This window comes from Pseudoalteromonas sp. TAB23 (assembly GCF_000498075.1).
In the GTDB taxonomy this organism is placed as follows: Bacteria; Pseudomonadota; Gammaproteobacteria; order Enterobacterales; family Alteromonadaceae; genus Pseudoalteromonas; species Pseudoalteromonas arctica.
On record NZ_AUTP01000313.1, the window covers coordinates 47,491 to 65,105 of the forward strand.

The 17,615-nt window shown below is 39.5% G+C and carries 15 protein-coding genes and 1 pseudogene; 6 read left to right on the forward strand and 10 right to left on the reverse strand.

Features of this window, described 5'->3' with window-relative positions:
• Positions 1-14: 14 nt before the first annotated feature.
• Both aroC and prmB read right to left on the reverse strand, forming a co-directional pair.
• Positions 15-1,077 (reverse strand): annotated as a pseudogene (aroC, locus tag L654_RS01000000126485) (chorismate synthase).
• Positions 1,078-1,141: 64 nt separating this feature from the next.
• Positions 1,142-2,077 (reverse strand): 50S ribosomal protein L3 N(5)-glutamine methyltransferase, encoded by a 936-nt coding sequence (gene prmB, locus L654_RS0120230; protein ID WP_007580615.1) that lies wholly within the window; start codon positions 2,075-2,077, stop codon positions 1,142-1,144.
• Positions 2,078-2,229: 152 nt separating this feature from the next.
• On the opposite strand from prmB, the gene smrB reads away from it, so the two are divergent.
• Positions 2,230-2,787 carry an endonuclease SmrB gene (gene smrB / locus L654_RS0120235; protein ID WP_007377742.1) on the forward strand — a complete coding sequence of 186 codons (558 nt, stop codon included), beginning with the start codon at positions 2,230-2,232 and terminating at the stop codon, positions 2,785-2,787.
• A gap of 27 nt (positions 2,788-2,814) precedes the next feature.
• Positions 2,815-3,744 (forward strand): AEC family transporter, encoded by a 930-nt coding sequence (locus tag L654_RS0120240; RefSeq protein ID WP_024608899.1) that lies wholly within the window; start codon positions 2,815-2,817, stop codon positions 3,742-3,744.
• Between the two features lies 1 nt (position 3,745).
• Here the strand turns inward: L654_RS0120240 and L654_RS0120245 are convergent, their stop codons facing one another.
• The 3 genes from L654_RS0120245 to sixA are packed head-to-tail and all read right to left on the reverse strand — an operon-like array spanning position 3,746 to position 5,340.
• The gene (locus tag L654_RS0120245; protein ID WP_024608900.1) at positions 3,746-4,483 is read right to left on the reverse strand and encodes an SDR family oxidoreductase; all 738 of its coding nucleotides are present in this window, start codon (positions 4,481-4,483) and stop codon (positions 3,746-3,748) included.
• A gap of 8 nt (positions 4,484-4,491) precedes the next feature.
• Entirely contained in the window at positions 4,492-4,845 is a 354-nt protein-coding gene (locus L654_RS0120250; protein ID WP_024608901.1) for a RidA family protein, read from the reverse strand.
• A gap of 24 nt (positions 4,846-4,869) precedes the next feature.
• Entirely contained in the window at positions 4,870-5,340 is a 471-nt protein-coding gene (gene sixA / locus L654_RS0120255; RefSeq protein ID WP_024608902.1) for a phosphohistidine phosphatase SixA, read from the reverse strand.
• 192 nt (positions 5,341-5,532) lie between these two features.
• On the opposite strand from sixA, the gene L654_RS0120260 reads away from it, so the two are divergent.
• Both L654_RS0120260 and L654_RS0120265 read left to right on the forward strand, forming a co-directional pair.
• Positions 5,533-8,256, forward strand: coding sequence for an insulinase family protein (locus L654_RS0120260; protein ID WP_024608903.1), 2,724 nt, complete (start codon positions 5,533-5,535; stop codon positions 8,254-8,256).
• A 54-nt stretch (positions 8,257-8,310) separates the two neighbouring features.
• Complete coding sequence (locus L654_RS0120265) at positions 8,311-10,563, forward strand: EAL domain-containing protein (protein WP_007580604.1); 2,253 nt, start codon at positions 8,311-8,313, stop codon at positions 10,561-10,563.
• Here the strand turns inward: L654_RS0120265 and L654_RS0120270 are convergent.
• Together L654_RS0120270 and yeiP are read right to left on the reverse strand one after the other, a co-directional pair.
• The gene (locus tag L654_RS0120270) at positions 10,560-10,754 is read right to left on the reverse strand and encodes a hypothetical protein (protein WP_024608904.1); all 195 of its coding nucleotides are present in this window, start codon (positions 10,752-10,754) and stop codon (positions 10,560-10,562) included. The genes L654_RS0120265 and L654_RS0120270 overlap by 4 nt on opposite strands.
• Positions 10,755-11,058: 304 nt before the next feature.
• Positions 11,059-11,631, reverse strand: coding sequence for an elongation factor P-like protein YeiP (yeiP, locus tag L654_RS0120275; protein ID WP_007580599.1), 573 nt, complete (start codon positions 11,629-11,631; stop codon positions 11,059-11,061).
• Between the two features lie 194 nt (positions 11,632-11,825).
• On the opposite strand from yeiP, the gene L654_RS0120280 reads away from it, so the two are divergent.
• A complete protein-coding gene (locus L654_RS0120280; protein ID WP_024608905.1) occupies positions 11,826-12,212 on the forward strand; it encodes an MmcQ/YjbR family DNA-binding protein in 387 nt (128 codons plus the stop codon).
• 36 nt (positions 12,213-12,248) lie between these two features.
• Here the strand turns inward: L654_RS0120280 and L654_RS0120285 are convergent, their stop codons facing one another.
• From L654_RS0120285 to fadI, 3 genes are all read right to left on the reverse strand, one after another.
• Positions 12,249-12,758, reverse strand: coding sequence for a GNAT family N-acetyltransferase (locus L654_RS0120285; protein ID WP_024608906.1), 510 nt, complete (start codon positions 12,756-12,758; stop codon positions 12,249-12,251).
• A gap of 73 nt (positions 12,759-12,831) precedes the next feature.
• Entirely contained in the window at positions 12,832-15,039 is a 2,208-nt protein-coding gene (fadJ, locus tag L654_RS0120290; RefSeq protein ID WP_024608907.1) for a fatty acid oxidation complex subunit alpha FadJ, read from the reverse strand.
• Complete coding sequence (fadI, locus tag L654_RS0120295) at positions 15,039-16,349, reverse strand: acetyl-CoA C-acyltransferase FadI (protein ID WP_024608908.1); 1,311 nt, start codon at positions 16,347-16,349, stop codon at positions 15,039-15,041. Before fadI ends, fadJ begins: the two co-directional genes overlap by 1 nt.
• Before the next feature lie 306 nt (positions 16,350-16,655).
• Here fadI and L654_RS0120300 point away from each other — a divergent pair, with 306 nt between their 5' ends.
• Positions 16,656-17,612 carry a MoxR family ATPase gene (locus L654_RS0120300; RefSeq protein ID WP_004335627.1) on the forward strand — a complete coding sequence of 319 codons (957 nt, stop codon included), beginning with the start codon at positions 16,656-16,658 and terminating at the stop codon, positions 17,610-17,612.
• The last annotated feature ends 3 nt before the right edge of the window (positions 17,613-17,615 follow it).

Genomic DNA, 17,615 nt, shown 5'->3' on the forward strand with positions numbered 1-17,615 from the left:
AAAAAATAAATTAATCACACTGAGCCATTAATTGGCCCGTGTTCGTGGTTTACATGTGGATTTTGTCCGCGTTGACGCAATAAGTGATCCATTAATGTAATAGCCATCATTGCCTCAGCAATCGGGATTGCACGAATGCCAACACACGGATCGTGACGACCTTTGGTGATCATCTCAACCGCTTCGTTGCTTGTATTAATGCTGTTACCTGGGATGGTAATACTCGACGTTGGTTTTAGCGCAATAGAAGCAATAATGTCTTGCCCTGTCGAAATACCGGCAAGTACGCCACCCGCATGGTTTGATGTAAAACCTTCAGGGGTTAACTCGTCGCGATGCTCAGAGCCTTTTTGCTCAACTACGTCAAAGCCATCACCAATTTCAACGCCTTTAACTGCATTAATACTCATTAATGAGTGTGCAAGTTCAGCGTCAAGGCGGTCAAATACTGGCTCACCAAGACCTACTGGTACGTTGCTTGCCACTACTTTTACTTTAGCGCCAACTGAGTCACCTTGCTTTTTAAGGTCACGCATATATTCGTCAAGCGCTTCAAGCTTACTTGCATCAGGGAAGAAGAATAAGTTATTTTCAACTTCGTCCCAATCAAACGTTTCCGCCTTAATAGGACCTAGCTGGCTTAAGCATGCTTTAACTTCAATACCATGAAATTGCTTTAAGTATTTTTTAGCGATAGCGCCTGCCNCCGCCACCACGATAATCGCGCAGGCCGTACTTATGCCAATACGTGTAATCGCCATGACCTGGGCGAAATACATCTTTAATTTTGCCGTAATCTTGCGAACGTTGATCGGTGTTTTCAATTAATAAACCAATGCTGGTACCTGTGGTTTTACCTTCAAAAACGCCTGCTAATATTTTTATTTGATCGCTTTCGCGGCGCTGCGTTGTGTAACGGCTTTGGCCTGGTTTTCGGCGATCTAAATCAATTTGTAAGTCGGCCTCTGTGATTTCAAGACCTGCGGGAGTACCATCAACAACGCCGCCTAATGCAACGCCGTGGCTCTCACCAAAGGTGGACACTTTAAATAACTGTCCAATGCTATTACCTGCCATTAACTTTCCTCATTCCTAATGACTACCAATAGCCAAGCACACGGCTTGGCTATTCATTTTTTACTTATTTTGCAAAATACTCATCTAGCTGCTTTTTGCTAATTACAAATACACCTAAGCCGCCTTGTTCAAATTCAATCCATTCAAACGGCGCGCCCGGATACAGTGCATCCATATGTACCATAGAGTTACCAACTTCTACAAATAACAAACCGTTATCAGTTAGGTGTTCACTCGCTTCACTTAAAATAGTACGGGTTACATCTAAACCATCGTGGCCTGATGCAAGTCCAAGCTCTGGCTCATGATGAAATTCACGTGGCAGGTCAGCCATATCTTCTGCATCAACATACGGTGGGTTTGCAACTATTAGGTCGTATTTTTGACCTGGTACACCGCTAAATACATCGGACTGAATGGGTAACACACGATCACTTAACATGTAATCGTTAATGTTAATATCTGTCACTTCAAGCGCTTCATACGATATATCTACCGCATCAACTTGTGCTTCCTCAAAAGCTTGAGCAAGTGCAATTGCGATACAACCCGACCCCGTACATAAATCTAATATGCGGTTGACCGATTGTGGCTCTTCAAGCCAGGGTGTAAAGCGGTTGCTGATAAGCTCAGCAAACGGTGAGCGAGGTATAAGTACACGTTCATCCACATAAAATGGCATACCCGCAAACCATGCAATGTTTGTTAAGTAAGGTACTGGTGTGCAGTCGTTAATACGTTCTGCAATAAGACCCGCAAGTCGGTTTTTTTCTGTGCTTGTTAAACGCGCGTGCATTAATTCTTTTGGCGCATCAACAGGCAAGCTAAGCGCAGGTAGTAATAAGCTTACAGCTTCATCCCATGCGTTATCTGTACCGTGTCCAAAAAATATACTACTACTTGCAAATTGGCTTGTAGTCCAACGTAACCAGTCATGTAAAGTTGACAGTTCTGCAACGGCTTCTTCGAGTGTTGCTTCTTCTATTTGTAAATCGCTCATATATTTTTACCTGTATTAGCTTACTGACTGTTTTGAGTCTTTAAGACGATTGCATTGCCTATCTGCGCTGGGCAAATTACAATTGCCCCTCATTTAAGTATTGTACCGCCTTTTGCGCTGCGTTTTTACGTTTTTTTGTTTAGGTAATAGTTATGAAAAAAGACACTCCATCACATTCGTCCCTAAGCAATGACGACATAAGCTTATTTCGTCAAACGATCACAGGCGCCAAAGTATTTAAACAAGATACTCATCGTTTTGATACAAAGCCTAAGGTGTCACAAGCTAAGCAATTTGCCCAGCAAAAAAAGCAGGCTCAATCTGAATTTTTCTTCTCAGACGTTTATATTCCCGATATAGACACCCACGGCACGGTTAAATATGTAAAACCAGGCCAAGATACCTTCCTAGCTAAACAGCTTCGCCGTGGTGACTTTGCACCCGATTTGACGCTAGATTTACATGGCTTAAATAAAGAACTTGCTAAAGATGAACTCGCTGGACTCATTCACGAATGTAAAAAGCAGCATTACTATTGTGCATGTGTAGTGCACGGTATTGGCGGNGGCGTACTAAAGCACAAAGTGCCTCAGTACTTAGTACAGCACCCTGACGTAATAGCGATGCACCAAGCCCCTCTCGAATATGGTGGTAGAGGCGCTGTACTCATACTAATTAATTTACCGCAAAGTGATGAATTTAGACGCTAACTATAGCTATTACTAGGATGTAACTACGTGCATATTTTTTCAATTATTTTTCCGCTCATTTTTATTGTGGCGTTTGGTTACAGCTGTTGCCGATTAAAATTTTTCGAAAAGCAGCATATTGCAGGCTTAAGTAAATTTACTTTTTATATTAGTTTGCCTGCTTTTTTATTGTTAAATATGTCGCAAATTAACTTACAGCAAAGCATTAGCCTTTTTGCATTTTTGAGTTTTTACATACCGGTTCTGAGTGTATTTGGGGTGGGTATTTTAATTGACCGCTTTTATTTAAATAAAAAGTATTTAAAAAATTACCAACAACACGGCGTCTTTGGACTTGCTTCTAGCTATTCAAATATGGTGTTAGTGGGTATTCCTATTGTTATTGCATCGCTTGGCAAAGAGATGATAGCCATTGCGTTTATGATCATTACTTTTCATAGCACATTGTTATTTGCACTTACTTTTTTAATAGGCGCTAAAGGCAGTAGCGATAAATTTTCGTGGTCGCATTTTGGGAAAAGTATGGTGTTAAATCCAATAGTACTGAGTATTGGATGCGGGCTTATATTAAACATATTAGGAGTAACACTGTTCACCGACTTAGCAAATAGTTTGGAGCTATTAGCTAAACCAGCAATTGCCTGTGCGCTATTTGTACTTGGTGCAAACTTAGCTTTTTATAAAATATCAGCAAATTGGCAACCCGCGTTAATAGCATCAATTTTAAAAATATTTTTATTGCCTGCGCTAGTTTTATTGGTAGGCACTTATGTATTTAAACTAGACACGCAAATACTCAATGTATTAGTGCTTTTGAGCGCATCCCCTGTTGGCGTAAATGCTTATCTTATTGCGAGTCAAATAAAGCAGCATGAAGCTACTCTTGCTGGGGCTGTCGTACTTTCTACTATATTAAGTGTTATTAGCTTTACGTTTTGGCTAGCTGTATTACTTTAGCTTACAAACCGCCGGCTACATCAACAAAACTACCCGTTGTAAAAGAAGCGTGCTCCGAAGCTAAAAAGTAAATTGCTGCAGCAACTTCTTCGGGTGTACCGCCTCTGCCAAGGGGTAATTTACTTTTAAGACGATCGACTCGATTTTTTTCGCCGCCATCACTATGCATATCAGTGTAAATAAGCCCAGGTCTAACCGAGTTAACTCGAATACCTTTACTTGCCACCTCTTTTGCCAAGCCAATAGTAAATGTGTCCATTGCACCTTTAGATGCTGCATAATCAATGTACTCATTAGGAGAGCCCGTTTTAGCGGCCCCCGATGAAACATTAACAATACTACCGCTATTTCCCATTCGCTTTATTGCCTCACGGCTACATAAAAAAGCACTGGTAATATTTGTAGTCAAAACTTCGTTTATGCGCTCAGCACTCATTTCTAACAAAGGCATTTGTGGTTTTAAAATACCGGCGTTATTTATTAGTACATCAAGTTGACCAAAGACTTTATCTATATGCATAAATAAAGCTAAAACGTCAGCCTCTAGTGACACGTCACCTTGAATTACTTCAGCCTCAACGCCTAATTGCTTTACTTTTTCTGCCACCAATATTGCACTAGCTAAATCTGCTTTATAATTAATGCAAACATTATAACCGTGCTTTGCAAAATATAATGCGGTAGCTGCGCCAATACCTCGACTAGAGCCAGTGATGAGTACAACGGGGGAGCAAGTCATTAAAGCTATTATTCTTTTAAAGCTGCAACGACTGAAATTTCAACAAGCAGTGCATCACGTGCCATTTTAGCTTCTACGCAGGCACGTGCTGGTGCATAACCCTCGGTTACCCACGCATCCCATACTGCATTCATATCAGCAAAGTATTCCATGCTCTTTACATAAATAGTCGCGCTAAGCATATGTTCTTTTGAACTTCCCGCTTCATTAAGCAATGCCTCTACTTTATCAAGCATAGTTTGAGTTTGTTCTTTGATATCTTTTTGTGCGTCGGCGCATACCTGCCCACATAAATACACAGTGCCGTTATGTTTTACAATGCGGCTCATGCGCGCACCTGTTTGTAAACGTTCTATTGTCATTTTACTTTACTCAATTATTTATATTTAAACGTTTTCTGGGGCATTTATACTTAAATAACTACTACGCTGGGTTTGCTCATCGTAACTAATAACAGCAACAGCACCCGTATTAAAAATGGGCATATTGCCAGGGCTTAACTGGTCCACTAAATAACTTACAATAGGCATATGTGATACAACAAGCCATGTATTGCATTGGGGGTGAGTAGCAATAAGTGTTTCGATGTAGTCAGCAGCAATTTGAGGTTTACCTTCGGGAATTATATCAGACGTGGTTTCGCTAAATTTAAATACGTTATTTTTAGCCACACCTGCAGCTGTTTGCTGTGCTCGAATGTAAGGACTAACTAACAGTGCATCAGGGTAATGTGCTTTACTGAGCCAAAGGCCCATTTTTTCAGCTTCATCGTGCCCTGCTTGGGTTAAATTTCTACCTGCATCATCAGCCTGCATGGGTGTTGCTTCGCCGTGGCGCATTATTAGGATTGTTTTCATAAAAAATCAACCGATTAAAGAATATAAAACAGTAGCCAGTTTGCCCGTTTGTCAGCTATATTAACAATATAAATCTATTTATTTCTAAAATAGTTCTTTCATGAGATTCAGGTAAATCTTTAAGCTGTACTTCGCTTTCCTGAAGCCATCATCTGTTGTTAACAAGTAAACGTTTAGTTTCAGGAGCATCATTTGAATATCAGCCGCAATGATAACAGAGCATACCGCGCCTTTACACTGGACAATGGTCTAAAAGTACTATTAGTGCAAGATAAAGATTCTACAAAAGCGGCAGCATCAATGGCAGTTAACGCCGGACATTTTGACGACCCTCTTGATAGGCAAGGCCTAGCACACTTTTTAGAGCACATGCTTTTTTTAGGCACTGACCAGTATCCAGATTCAGGTAGTTTTAATAATTTTGTTTCGCAAGCTGGCGGCAACACCAATGCGTGGACCGGCACTGAGCATACATGTTACTTTTTTGATATTAACAATCAAGAATTTGAACAAGCACTTACCCAATTTAGCCGCTTTTTTATTGCGCCTCTTTTAAATTCAGCCGAAACAGAAAAAGAACGTAACGCAATTGAAGCCGAGTTTAAACTAAAAATAAAAGACGACGGTCGCCGTATTTATCAAGCCCATAAAGAAACGGTAAATCCAGCTCATCCATTTGCTAAATTTTCTGTAGGAAACCTACAAACCTTAGCTGACAGAGAGCGCTGTATTAGTGATGAGCTTCGTGACTTTTTTAATAGCCAGTACCAAGCTCAGTGGATGACCTTAGTTATTTGCGCAAACGAAACACTAGACACACTACAAAGCTGGACTCAAACTTACTTTGGCGCAATTAACGGCAACAAAAACCTTAAAAAGCCAGAGATCAGTGAGCCACTTTATCGTAAACAAGACATAGGAAAAATACTCCATATTGAGCCACATAAGCATATGCAAAAACTTATTATAAGTTTTGCTATGCCTAATATTGACGACTTTTATCGCCATAAAACAGTAAGTTTTATTGCCCACTTACTTGGCTATGAAGGCGCGGGTTCTCTTTATTCTATTTTAAAAGAACAAGGCTGGATCAATGCACTTTCTGCTGGCGGTGGTATTAATGGCAGCAACTTCAAAGATTTTAATATTAGCTTAGCGCTTACCGATGAGGGTATTGAATACTTCGAAGACATTATTGAAATGGTGTTTGAATACATTTGTTTAATTAACGATAACACCGAAAAATTGCCGCGCTTATATCAAGATAAAAAAAATCTATTACAAATAGCATTCGATAACCAAGAAAAATCACGCTTAATTGATTGGGTCAGTAATTTAAGCATTAATATGCAGCATTACGACGAAGCAAATTACGTGCAAGGCGACTATTTAATGGAAGGCTTTAAAAAAGCGACCCACGAAATGGCCATGCAGTGGTTAACGCCACATAATATGCGCATCGTACTTATACATCCAGATGTAGAGCCTGAACATAAAACGGCATGGTACAACACACCATATAAAGTAGAACATATTTCACCTAGTTGGCTTGATGCCCTTAGCGAGATAAATAAGCCGTTGAGCGAAATGCTGCTACCTACAGCTAATCCTTATTTAACAAAAGAAGTGATGTTATTTGATGTCGTAAAACCACAAACAAAACCCGAGTTATTAGTAAAAGAACCCGGTTTTGACTTTTGGTTTAAACAAGACAACACATTTCGTGTTGCTAAAGGCCATTTTTATTTGGCCATGGATTCTGATTTTGCCGTAAAAGATGTAAAACATATGGCACTCACCCGCTTATTTACAGATTTATTTATGGATAGTGTGGGCGAGCAATTTTATCCAGCAGAACTTGCGGGACTTAGCTACCACTTAACCTCGCATCAAGGTGGATTAACTCTACATACCGCGGGGCTTTCATCTAGCCAGTTAGAGCTTGTTGATCAATTAATAGATGCTTTATTTAATGTAGAGATCTGTGCAAAACGCTTTGCTGAATATAAAAAACAGCTTGTAAGGCATTGGCGCAATAGCAACCAAAACAAACCAGTCAGTGAGTTATTTAGCATTTTAGGCGCAAAAATAATGCCTTGGAACCCACAACCTGGGGAGCTTGCATCGGCATTAAAAAACACCTGTTTTCAGCAATTTAATGAGTTCAGAACAGACTTTTTTAAAGCACTACATGTTGAATCATTTTTACATGGTAACTGGCAGCAAAGTGATGCAATAGCCTTTCAAAAAAAGGTCGCAAATCACTTAAAAAACGCAACCATAATTGAAGATTTAAGACGCCCTCTTTTTGAAATTAAAAAAGTAACTCGCTACGAGTTAGAGCTTCCTTGTAACGACCATGCAATGGTTATTTACTATCAAGCGCAAACGGATTGCGTGGCCGAAAAAGTAAAAATGATGGCGTTAAATCATTTAATTAATCAAGATTACTTTAATGAATTACGAACTACACAGCAACTTGGTTATTTAGTAGGCGCAGGTTATGCACCATTTAACACGCGTGCTGGTATAGCATTTTATGTGCAGTCACCTAAGTTTGATGCAAAAACTTTATTGCATCGACATAACCGTTTTATTAAAAACTACCTTGATAACATTGATGCACTTGATGAAAACGATTGGCAACAGCAAAAACACGGCCTTAGTACTCATATTGCAGAAAAAGATAAAAACCTGCGCCTACGCTCACAACGGTTATGGCTTGCTATAGGTAATAGAGATCATGAATTTCATATGCAACAACGACTTTTAGATGCCTTAAATGCGCTAACCCTAAAAGAACTAAAAGTTTATGCACTAAGCCTATTTGATGATAATAGACCAAGATATGAGCTTTTAAGCTCGGCAAAAGTCAATAAATCTCAAAATATGCCCGTTTACTCTCAATCTCTTTGACACTAGGTTTAGCTTGTTTTAAATTATCATTTGTAAATTAGAAGTAATAAAAAAATGATAAAAATAATAATAAAACTAAGCATGCTTGTAGTACTTGCTTACTCATTTGAGCTTTTTGCCTTTGAGTCATCATTTAATTACAACTCCGACAATATACTTATACTAGCAAGCGCCATTATAGCGCTTGCTTTGCCCTACCTGTTATTTGTAATCCACAAACTTAGACGCTCACGTCGTCAACTCCGTCTTTCGGAAAAACGCCTTAAAAGTACTGTAGAAGGTAGCGGCGATACACTTTGGGACTGGAACATAAAAACAGGCGAAGTTATTCGTATTAACGATAAGTACTTAATGGATTCGACTACCTTAATGGGGTTTCCGCCAAACAAAGGCCTTATTCACCCTCACGATATTAATAACGTTGAGCACTTGTTAAAAGTACACTTTGCAGAGCAGTCTGCTTTTTTTGAAGCCACCTACCGAATCAAAGATACATTTGGTCGTTGGCATTGGGTACTCGATCGCGGAAAAATAATTGAAAAAGACGCCAACTTATCACCCCTTAGAATGACAGGTACCGTTCGCGATATATCACAGTTAAAATCAACGGAAGAGCGCTTAAACCTTTTTGCTAAATGTGTTGAATCGCTCACTGACGCCTTAGCAATTTATGATAAAAACTTTAAACTGGTTGATATAAACCCGAGTTTTTTAACCTTGTTTGGTGGCGTACGCGAGCAATACTTAGGAAAAGATTTCAACCTATCAGGGTATGAGCCAAGCTACACAAACAGAATTATTGAAATAGTAAAAGAGCGCGAACATATCCAACAAGAAGTGAAGCTTCGTAATAGTGAGCGTGTTTTATTGCCTATAGAAATATCGATAGACGAAATTAAAAACGATCAAAATCAAATAACTAATTATGTCGTTGTTTATTCAGATTTAACAGAGCGTAAAAAAGCCGAATCGCAGTTACATAACTTATCGAATCGAGATCGCACAACCAGTCTGCCTAACCGAAATTTATTTTTTACTGATTTGCAAAAGCTGGTAAAGCTCAACTCGCATCACGCCTTGCTTGTATTCGATTTAGATAACTTTAAAAAAATAAATGACTCGTTAGGGCATCAACTAGGTGACAGCTTATTAGCTAAATTAGCGATGCGCTTAAATAAACTAACCCGCGAAAATGATGTATTTTATCGTTTAGGCGGCGATGAGTTTGCTCTTGTAATGTCTGACACTAACGACATACATGTAATTACACGCATGGCAAAACAGTTTTTGGCAGCCATTGCTACACCATTTAAAATGGCTGGCCACGAACTGGCAATCACCTCAAGTGTAGGCATTGTATTATTCCCAGAAGACGGTAATACGCCTGAACTGCTCTTAAAAAATGCAGATACCGCGATGTATCATGCTAAAAAGAAAGGTAACAGCTACTTATTTTTTAACGACACGATGAACCGCCAAGCCGTTAAACGGCTACAAATAGAAAACCTCATGCGCTTTGGTTTAAAAGAAGATCATTTTGAAGTGTACTACCAACCAAAAATGAATATTCGCACAGGCAAGCTAACCGGAATGGAAGCATTAGTACGCTTTATCACCCCCAAAAAAGGTATTATTAGTCCAGGCGTGTTTATACCCATAGCCGAGGAAACGGGCCAAATAATTGAAATTGGCGAAGTTGTATTAAACAAAGCCTGCAGAGACGTAAAAGAATGGCTAGATAGCGGTTTATTTAGCGGCCGAGTAGCTGTCAACTTATCAGCAAAGCAATTTAGCCTCCCCGATTTAACTTCTCGTATTGACGTTATTTTGCAAAAAAACGAATTACCTTCTTACTTTTTAGAGCTTGAAATAACAGAAGGTACTGTAATGGACGACCCTAAAGAAGCCATTGCAATTATGCGTTCGTTAAGTGCCCGAGGTATTCATTTAGCAATGGATGATTTTGGTACTGGTTATTCATCATTAGCGTATTTAAAGCAATTTCCGCTTAATACACTTAAAGTAGATAAAGCATTTATAGATGACATGACCAACGAGCGTGGGCGTAATATGGTCGACTCAATAGTCACTATTGCGCATAACCTTGATTTGCATGTAGTTGCTGAAGGTGTAGAACAAGCTCATCAAATTGATATACTTAAAAAGCTTAATTGCGAAACAGTACAAGGTTATTACTATTCTAAGCCACTATCAAAAAGTGAATTTACTGAATTTTTAAAGCAGCAACAAACTAAAGCAGCCCCAAGCTTAATTAGAAAAAATAAAAATGTGGCGTCGATAAATTAAGGCCGCCATATACATGCATTTATTCCTACATTTCTAACTAAAGCACGACGATAATGTAGATTAAACAAGCACCAGGCCACAGGGCCAAGTAAACCGCCTAAAATAAGCCATCGCTTAATTGGCATACCTTTTTTAATGGCTTCTAAATACATTAAAGCTATAAATGTAATGCTTAGTAAAAATATAAACAAAATTACCCTTTAAAGTTGCTCAAAAATACGGCGGTTATTCTAACGCTAACGTGATTAAATTTAAAGTAACAAATCCCCCGCGCGCACAAAAAAGCCGAACCTGTTAAACACAGGTTCGGCTTTTAAAATTATAATTTATACCAATCTGCTTATATGTGGGGTCTATTTAACGTTAAGAAAATTACGCTAGAACTAGGCAAAAGTTTTTATATCTAGTTGTTCTAAATAAAAAACTTTTAACGACGTTATAGTGCAATTTAATTCGTTAAATTGATCAAAGATTTATGCAGGTTGGTATTACAAGTTACTTTTCAGCACGACCCATAAATTTGTGTTCAACAGTATTAATACGGATACGGTCACCTGTTGAAATATGCTCTGGCACAGAAATATTTAAGCCAGTAGACATACGTGCAGGTTTTGAACGAGCACTCGCAGATGCACCTTTGATAGATGGGTCTGTTTCTTCAACAACAAGTTCAACACTTGACGGTAAATCAAGCCCTACTGGCGCACCATCAATAACAATTACGTGTACGCCTTGTGTTTCTTCATTAACAAATAAAATTTCTTCGCTAATAGCATCTTTGCTTAAGTTATAAGGCGTGTAATCTTCATTATCCATGAACACATACTCGTCACCATCAATGTACGATAGCATTACTTCACGGCGTGTTAAATCAGCCAGCGTTAGCATGTCACTGTCTTTGAATGTTTCGTCAACTTTACCACCGGTTACCACATCGTATAAACGCATACGGTATAAACTACCACCAGCACGACCTTGCGGCACAGAGCGCACAATATCTTTTACAACTAAAACGCGGCCATTGAAGTCAATAGCAGTACCTTTTTTAACATCACTCGCCTTTGGCATGTGTGAATTCCTATTATTTTTTTGATTGCCAGAAACATACCACGAACTGGATTTTGTTCAACTAAAATTACGTTGGTTTTACGCTACATGTTGTATTAGCTTGTAAAATTTTAATTTATACTAAAATACATATAATCAAATGTGAAAAAAACTGCTATGGTAGCTTTACCGAGTATGACTTCAAGGAATGGATCATGGACCAGAAAAAAGTACATGAGTATTTAGTTAAAAAACCACTTGTTCAGGTTACAAAACCATTTGCGCAAGAGGTTGATGTATATAAAGTGAATCATAAAATGTTTGCGACTCTTGCTATTGGCAATGACGGTCAAACGAATGATGATGGTGAGGTTATTTGGTGGCTTAACTTAAAGTGCGATCCTGATGAAGCAATATCATTGCGTGATATTTTCCCGGCAGTGATCCCTGGTTACCATATGAATAAACGCTTATGGAACACAGTAATTTTAGACGGCACAATTCCACAAGTTGAAATTGAGAGAATGATTGATAACTCATTTAATTTAGTCGTAGAAAACATGCCAGAAAAAGACCGAAAAGCTATTTCACTTCACTTGTAAACACTTTTTGGGCTAGGCTACTAGCCCATTAAAACCCTACACCTTAAGCGTATAAATTAAATCGTCATATAACTTTTCGCCTATTGTATGCACTTTAAAAAGTGTATCGGTATGGGTTAAACCGCACTTACCAAGCACCTTTTCAGAACCAATATTGCCACGCGTTACGACTGCTTTAAACTGCCTAATACCACATTCTTTCCAAGCCCAGTCAATCACAGCTCTTAGGGATTCTGTCGCGTAGCCTTTATTAAAATACTCTGGCAATAATAAATAACCAAGCTCTGCGGTTTCTCCGTCATAGGCAAAGCCTGTAACACCCACAGGTTGTTTTGTTTGATTATTAATAATGAGTAAACACAGTGGATGACGTGATTTAGCATTCCACTTAGGCAAGCGTATCTCAAAGCGGTTTCTTACCAGTGACTCCATTGGCATATCAAAACAATACTTAAGGACTTGAGGATCGCGATGAAGCGCTAGAAAAAGAGGCCAATCAGATTCTTCCATTTGATACATGCTCAATCTTTGTGTAAATAATGTCATTAAGCTCCTCATTTATTTATAAAAACTATAAAAAAACCGCATTTAAATGCGGTTTTTTTAGATAGCAGAAACTTTATTCTTTCGTTTCAATCTCTTTAATAACTTCAGGCTCAGTTACACTTTGCTCTTGTGACTCAGTGCTTTGTACTTCAGGAGCTACAACCTCAACATGTGTTGCGTTATAAAAAGTAGCACCAGAGCTTGCCATTGTTACCAGTGATTCACATGGTGCAAAGTTAACATCGCTGTTAGCTAATGTAGACATATCAGAGCTTATTTTACTTGCGCCTAATTTATCCATATAGCTAAACGGGCCACCTAAAAATGGTGGAAAACCAATACCAAATATTGCACCGATGTCGCCATCACGTGGGCTGGCAATAATGCCATCATCTAAACAGCGTACTGCTTCGTTAAGCATTTGCGATACACAACGCTTAGCAATTTCGCTCTTGTTTAAACGTGGAGCCGGGGTAACACCCAATAGTTCGTAAACTGACTCATCAACCTTTTTGCCTTTTTTATCGTATTCATAAAAACCACGACCAGACTTACGGCCAAGGCGTTTTGAATCAATCATACGCATAAATGCATCAGGGCCTTTAAAACGCTCGCCTAATTCTTTTTCAAGAATTGGGGCAATTTTAGAGCCAATATCAATCCCTACTTCATCAAGTAGAGCCAGCGGGCCTACCGGAAAACCAAACTCAACAAGCGCTGCATCAATCTTTTCAATTGGCTCGCCTGCTAACATTAAGTTAGCAGCTTCGTTTAAGTAAGGCGCTAAAATACGGTTGACGTAAAAACCGGCCATGTCTTTTACAACAATTGGCGTTTTACCTTGCTTACGTGCAAAGTTAACAACGCGGGCAATTGTTTCTTGAGACGTACCTTCGTGTGGAATAATTTCCACTAATGGCATTTTTTCCACTGGTGAAAAGTAATGCAAGCCAATTACATTTTCAGGACGTGCTGCCTGCGCTGCAATTTGCGATATTGGTAATGATGACGTGTTACTTGCAAAAATTGTATTTGCTTGGCATTGCTGCTCTACGTCTGCAACCATACCTTGCTTAAGTGCAAGATCTTCAAACACCGCTTCTATTACTAAATCAATGTGTTTAAAGCCACTGTAGTCAGTTGTACCTGTAATACGGTTCATCGTTAACTGCACATCAGCTTTAGACATAATACGACGTTTAAGGCGCTTGTCTAAAATTTTATAGGTGTAGCTCATTGCATTACTAATGCCCTGCTCTGCTACATCTTTAATACGTACCGGTACTTTAGCTTTAACAGCACTTACGTGCGCAATGCCTGCGCCCATTAGTCCACCACCTAAAACAGCAGTTTTGCTTATTGCGGGTGCGTCATCATTGCGCCACTCTTTTTTCATTTCAGTGGTTGCAAAGAAAATACCGCGAAGCGCTTTAGATTCGTCACTCATTACAAGTGTAGCAAAGCTTTCAGCTTCTGTTTTATACGCTTTTAGCTCATCAAGCTCTACACTAGCTCGCACTGCTTTAATAATAGCTAGTGGTGCTGGGTAGTGCCCGCCCGTTTTTTTAAGTACGTTTTCTTTTGCTTTTTTAAAGATAAAGTTACGACCAAACGGGTTTGACTCTAGTAATTTACTAATATTGTCGAGCCTTGGCTCTTTTGCTTGTGGCTTTTTCTTAGTCGCAAATTCTTTTGCAACTTTTAACAGCACACTGTGCGGTACACAATCATCAAGCACGCCTGCTTTTTTAGCTTGCGTAGGACGAATTTGTTTACCTGTTAGCATCCACTCTAGTGCTTTTTGAATACCAACAATTTTAGTTAAGCGCTGGGTGCCGCCGCCACCTGGAAGTAAACCAAGTTGTACTTCTGGTAAGCCAATTTTTGTTAAATCACTGTCGGTACCAACACGGTAATCACATGCTAAAGCAAACTCTAAACCACCACCTAATGCAGCGCCATGAATCGCACTTACTGTTGTGTATGGCAGTTTTGTCATATCAAAAAACGCTTGATGACATAGCTCGCTAATCGCTAAAGCATCTTCACGCTTTTGAACGCTATCGAGCATTTTCACATCGGCGCCAGCAATAAAGTTATCGCTTTTTCCGCTTATAAATACCATGCCTTTTACGTTTTGCGATTTAGCGTCTTCTAGTAACGCTTTTAAATCATCGGCAAAACTACTGCGCAGGGTATTCATTTTCTCACCCGGCACATCAATCGTTACTACGGCAATTTTGTTTTCATCTACCGCTAAATTAAATACTGAATCAGTCATTACGCGCTCTCCAATACAAAGGCTGCACCTAAACCACCAGCAGCACACGCTGTTGTTAATGCTAAACCGCCACCACGACGTTTAAGCTCGTGTAAGCTTTGCGTAATTAAGCGTGCACCTGTTGCTGCAAATGGGTGACCATATGCTAAAGAGCCGCCGTTAACGTTAAACTTATCCATGTTAATTTCGCCAATTGCTTTGCTGCGACCTAAATGCTCTTGTGCAAATTTGTCTGAAGCAAACATTTTCATGTTGGCAAGTGTTTGCGATGCAAACGCTTCGTGCATTTCAATTAAATCTAAATCAGCAAGCGTAATACCCGCTCTATCTAGTGCAATAGGCGTTGAATGAGCTGGGCCCATTAACATGTCTTTTTCTACTCCAATTGCCGAAAATGCAAAGCTACGTACGTAGCCTAGTATTTCATAGCCAAGTGCTTTTGCTTTGCTTTCGCTCATCATAAGTACGGCCGCTGCACCATCAGTTAATGGTGTTGCATTTGCCGCGGTAACAGTACCGTGCTGACGGTCAAAAACAGGTTTAAGCTTGGCGTAGCCTTCAACCGTTGAGTTTTTACGAATGTTGTTATCTTCTGAAATAAAGCTTTTATATGGCGGTAAATGTGCCGTCATTACTTCATCTTTTAACTTACCATCAGCCCATGCTTGCGTTGCAAGTGAGTGAGAACGATGCGCTAATGCATCTTGATCTTCACGGCTAATATTATGTGTTTTAGCCATTTGCTCAGCAGTTTGCCCCATTGAAAGGCCTGTTGAGTACTCTGCAACTGCAGGAGGCACTGGTAATAAATCTTTTAAGCGCAGTTTTGAAAATATTTTCAAGCGCTGACCAAGCGTACGCGCTTTATTTAAATCAACTAAGCTGCCTGCTAGCTTTTTACTAACACCAATTGGCAGTACTGATGACGAATCTGCGCCGCCTGCAATACCTACACTTACAGACCCCGCCATAATAGACTCTGCTACATTAGCAATAGCCTGAAAGCTGGTAGCACATGCGCGCGATACAGAATATGCATCGACCGATACCGGCATACCTGTGCCCAATACAATTTCACGTGCAATATTTGGCGCTTCTGGCATTTGTACTACTTGACCAAATACAAGTTGATCAATTTCTGACTTGTTGAAATTTAATCGTTCAAGCATTTCGTTAACCACCAATTTACCCATATCAAGTGCAGGTACATGGTGAAACGCTGTTGCTTGCTTTGCAAAAGGTGTACGTAAGCCGCTAACTATGGCAATACGGTCGCCCTTTGGTGTTTTTAGTATGTTTTGCTTAGACATTTATGCTCTCCCGCTGACAGGTCTGACCTGTTTGTTTTCCTCGATTCTAAACAACCCGTGTACTAAAGCCAATAGATAAACACAAATTTATATAAATAGTGTTTAATTACGACTATCACAATAGGCTTTTTTAGACGCATTTACAAAGTTTTGTGGTACGCTAAAAATCGTTAAAAAATAACGAACTATTTTAAAAAATACAGTCTAACTCTTGAGTTACCCAATTATAAACCTTATAAATAGGTCAGTATTTATCACCTAACACTATTAGGTACAAACCCAGCTGACGAGGACAGTCCACTTATTATGGCAGCTAACGCATTTTCACAATTAAAAACGTACTTAGATACACAAATCATTGGCCAGCCAGAGCTTACACAAGCGCTACTTATTGCTATTTTAGCTGATGGTCACTTATTAGTAGAAGGCCCTCCTGGGCTTGCAAAAACACGTGCAGTTAATGCACTTGCTAAAGGTATTGAAGGATCGTTTCAGCGCGTACAGTTTACGCCAGACTTATTACCGGCTGATGTAACAGGTACCGATATTTACCGCCAACAAACTAGCGAGTTTGTATTTGAAAAAGGCCCTCTTTTTCACAACCTAATTTTAGCTGACGAAATTAACCGTGCACCAGCCAAAGTACAATCAGCACTATTAGAAGCTATGGCAGAGCGCCAAGTGACCGTGGGTAAAAACACTTATCCGCTTAGCGAACTATTTTTAGTTATGGCAACACAAAACCCGCTAGAGCAAGAAGGGACTTACCCGTTACCAGAAGCCCAGCTGGATCGCTTTTTACTGCATCTAAGTATTGGCTACCCTGGCGCAGAGCATGAGCTTGATATACTACGTTTAACACGTGGCGAAGCGCTTAACGAGCAACAACCAGTAATGCAAAAAATTAGTCAAAGCGATTTATTCGCAGCTCGTAAAGAAATATTAGGCCTTTATTTAGCAGAGCCGCTTGAGCAATATTTAGTACAACTTATTATTGCCACCCGTGAAGGCGCTAAATTAGATGCGCAACTAGGTAGCTGGATTGAATTTGGTGCAAGTCCGCGTGCAACAATAGCACTTGATAAATGTGCTCGTGCTCATGCATGGCTTCAAGGCCGTGACTTTGTAGCACCTGATGATATTCAAGCTGTTGTGCATAACGTACTGCGTCATCGCATTATTTTAAGTTACGAAGCCCAAGCCGATGGCATTACTAAAGATCAAGTAATAAGCCGTATAGTTGAACTTGTAGCCGTACCATAAGTT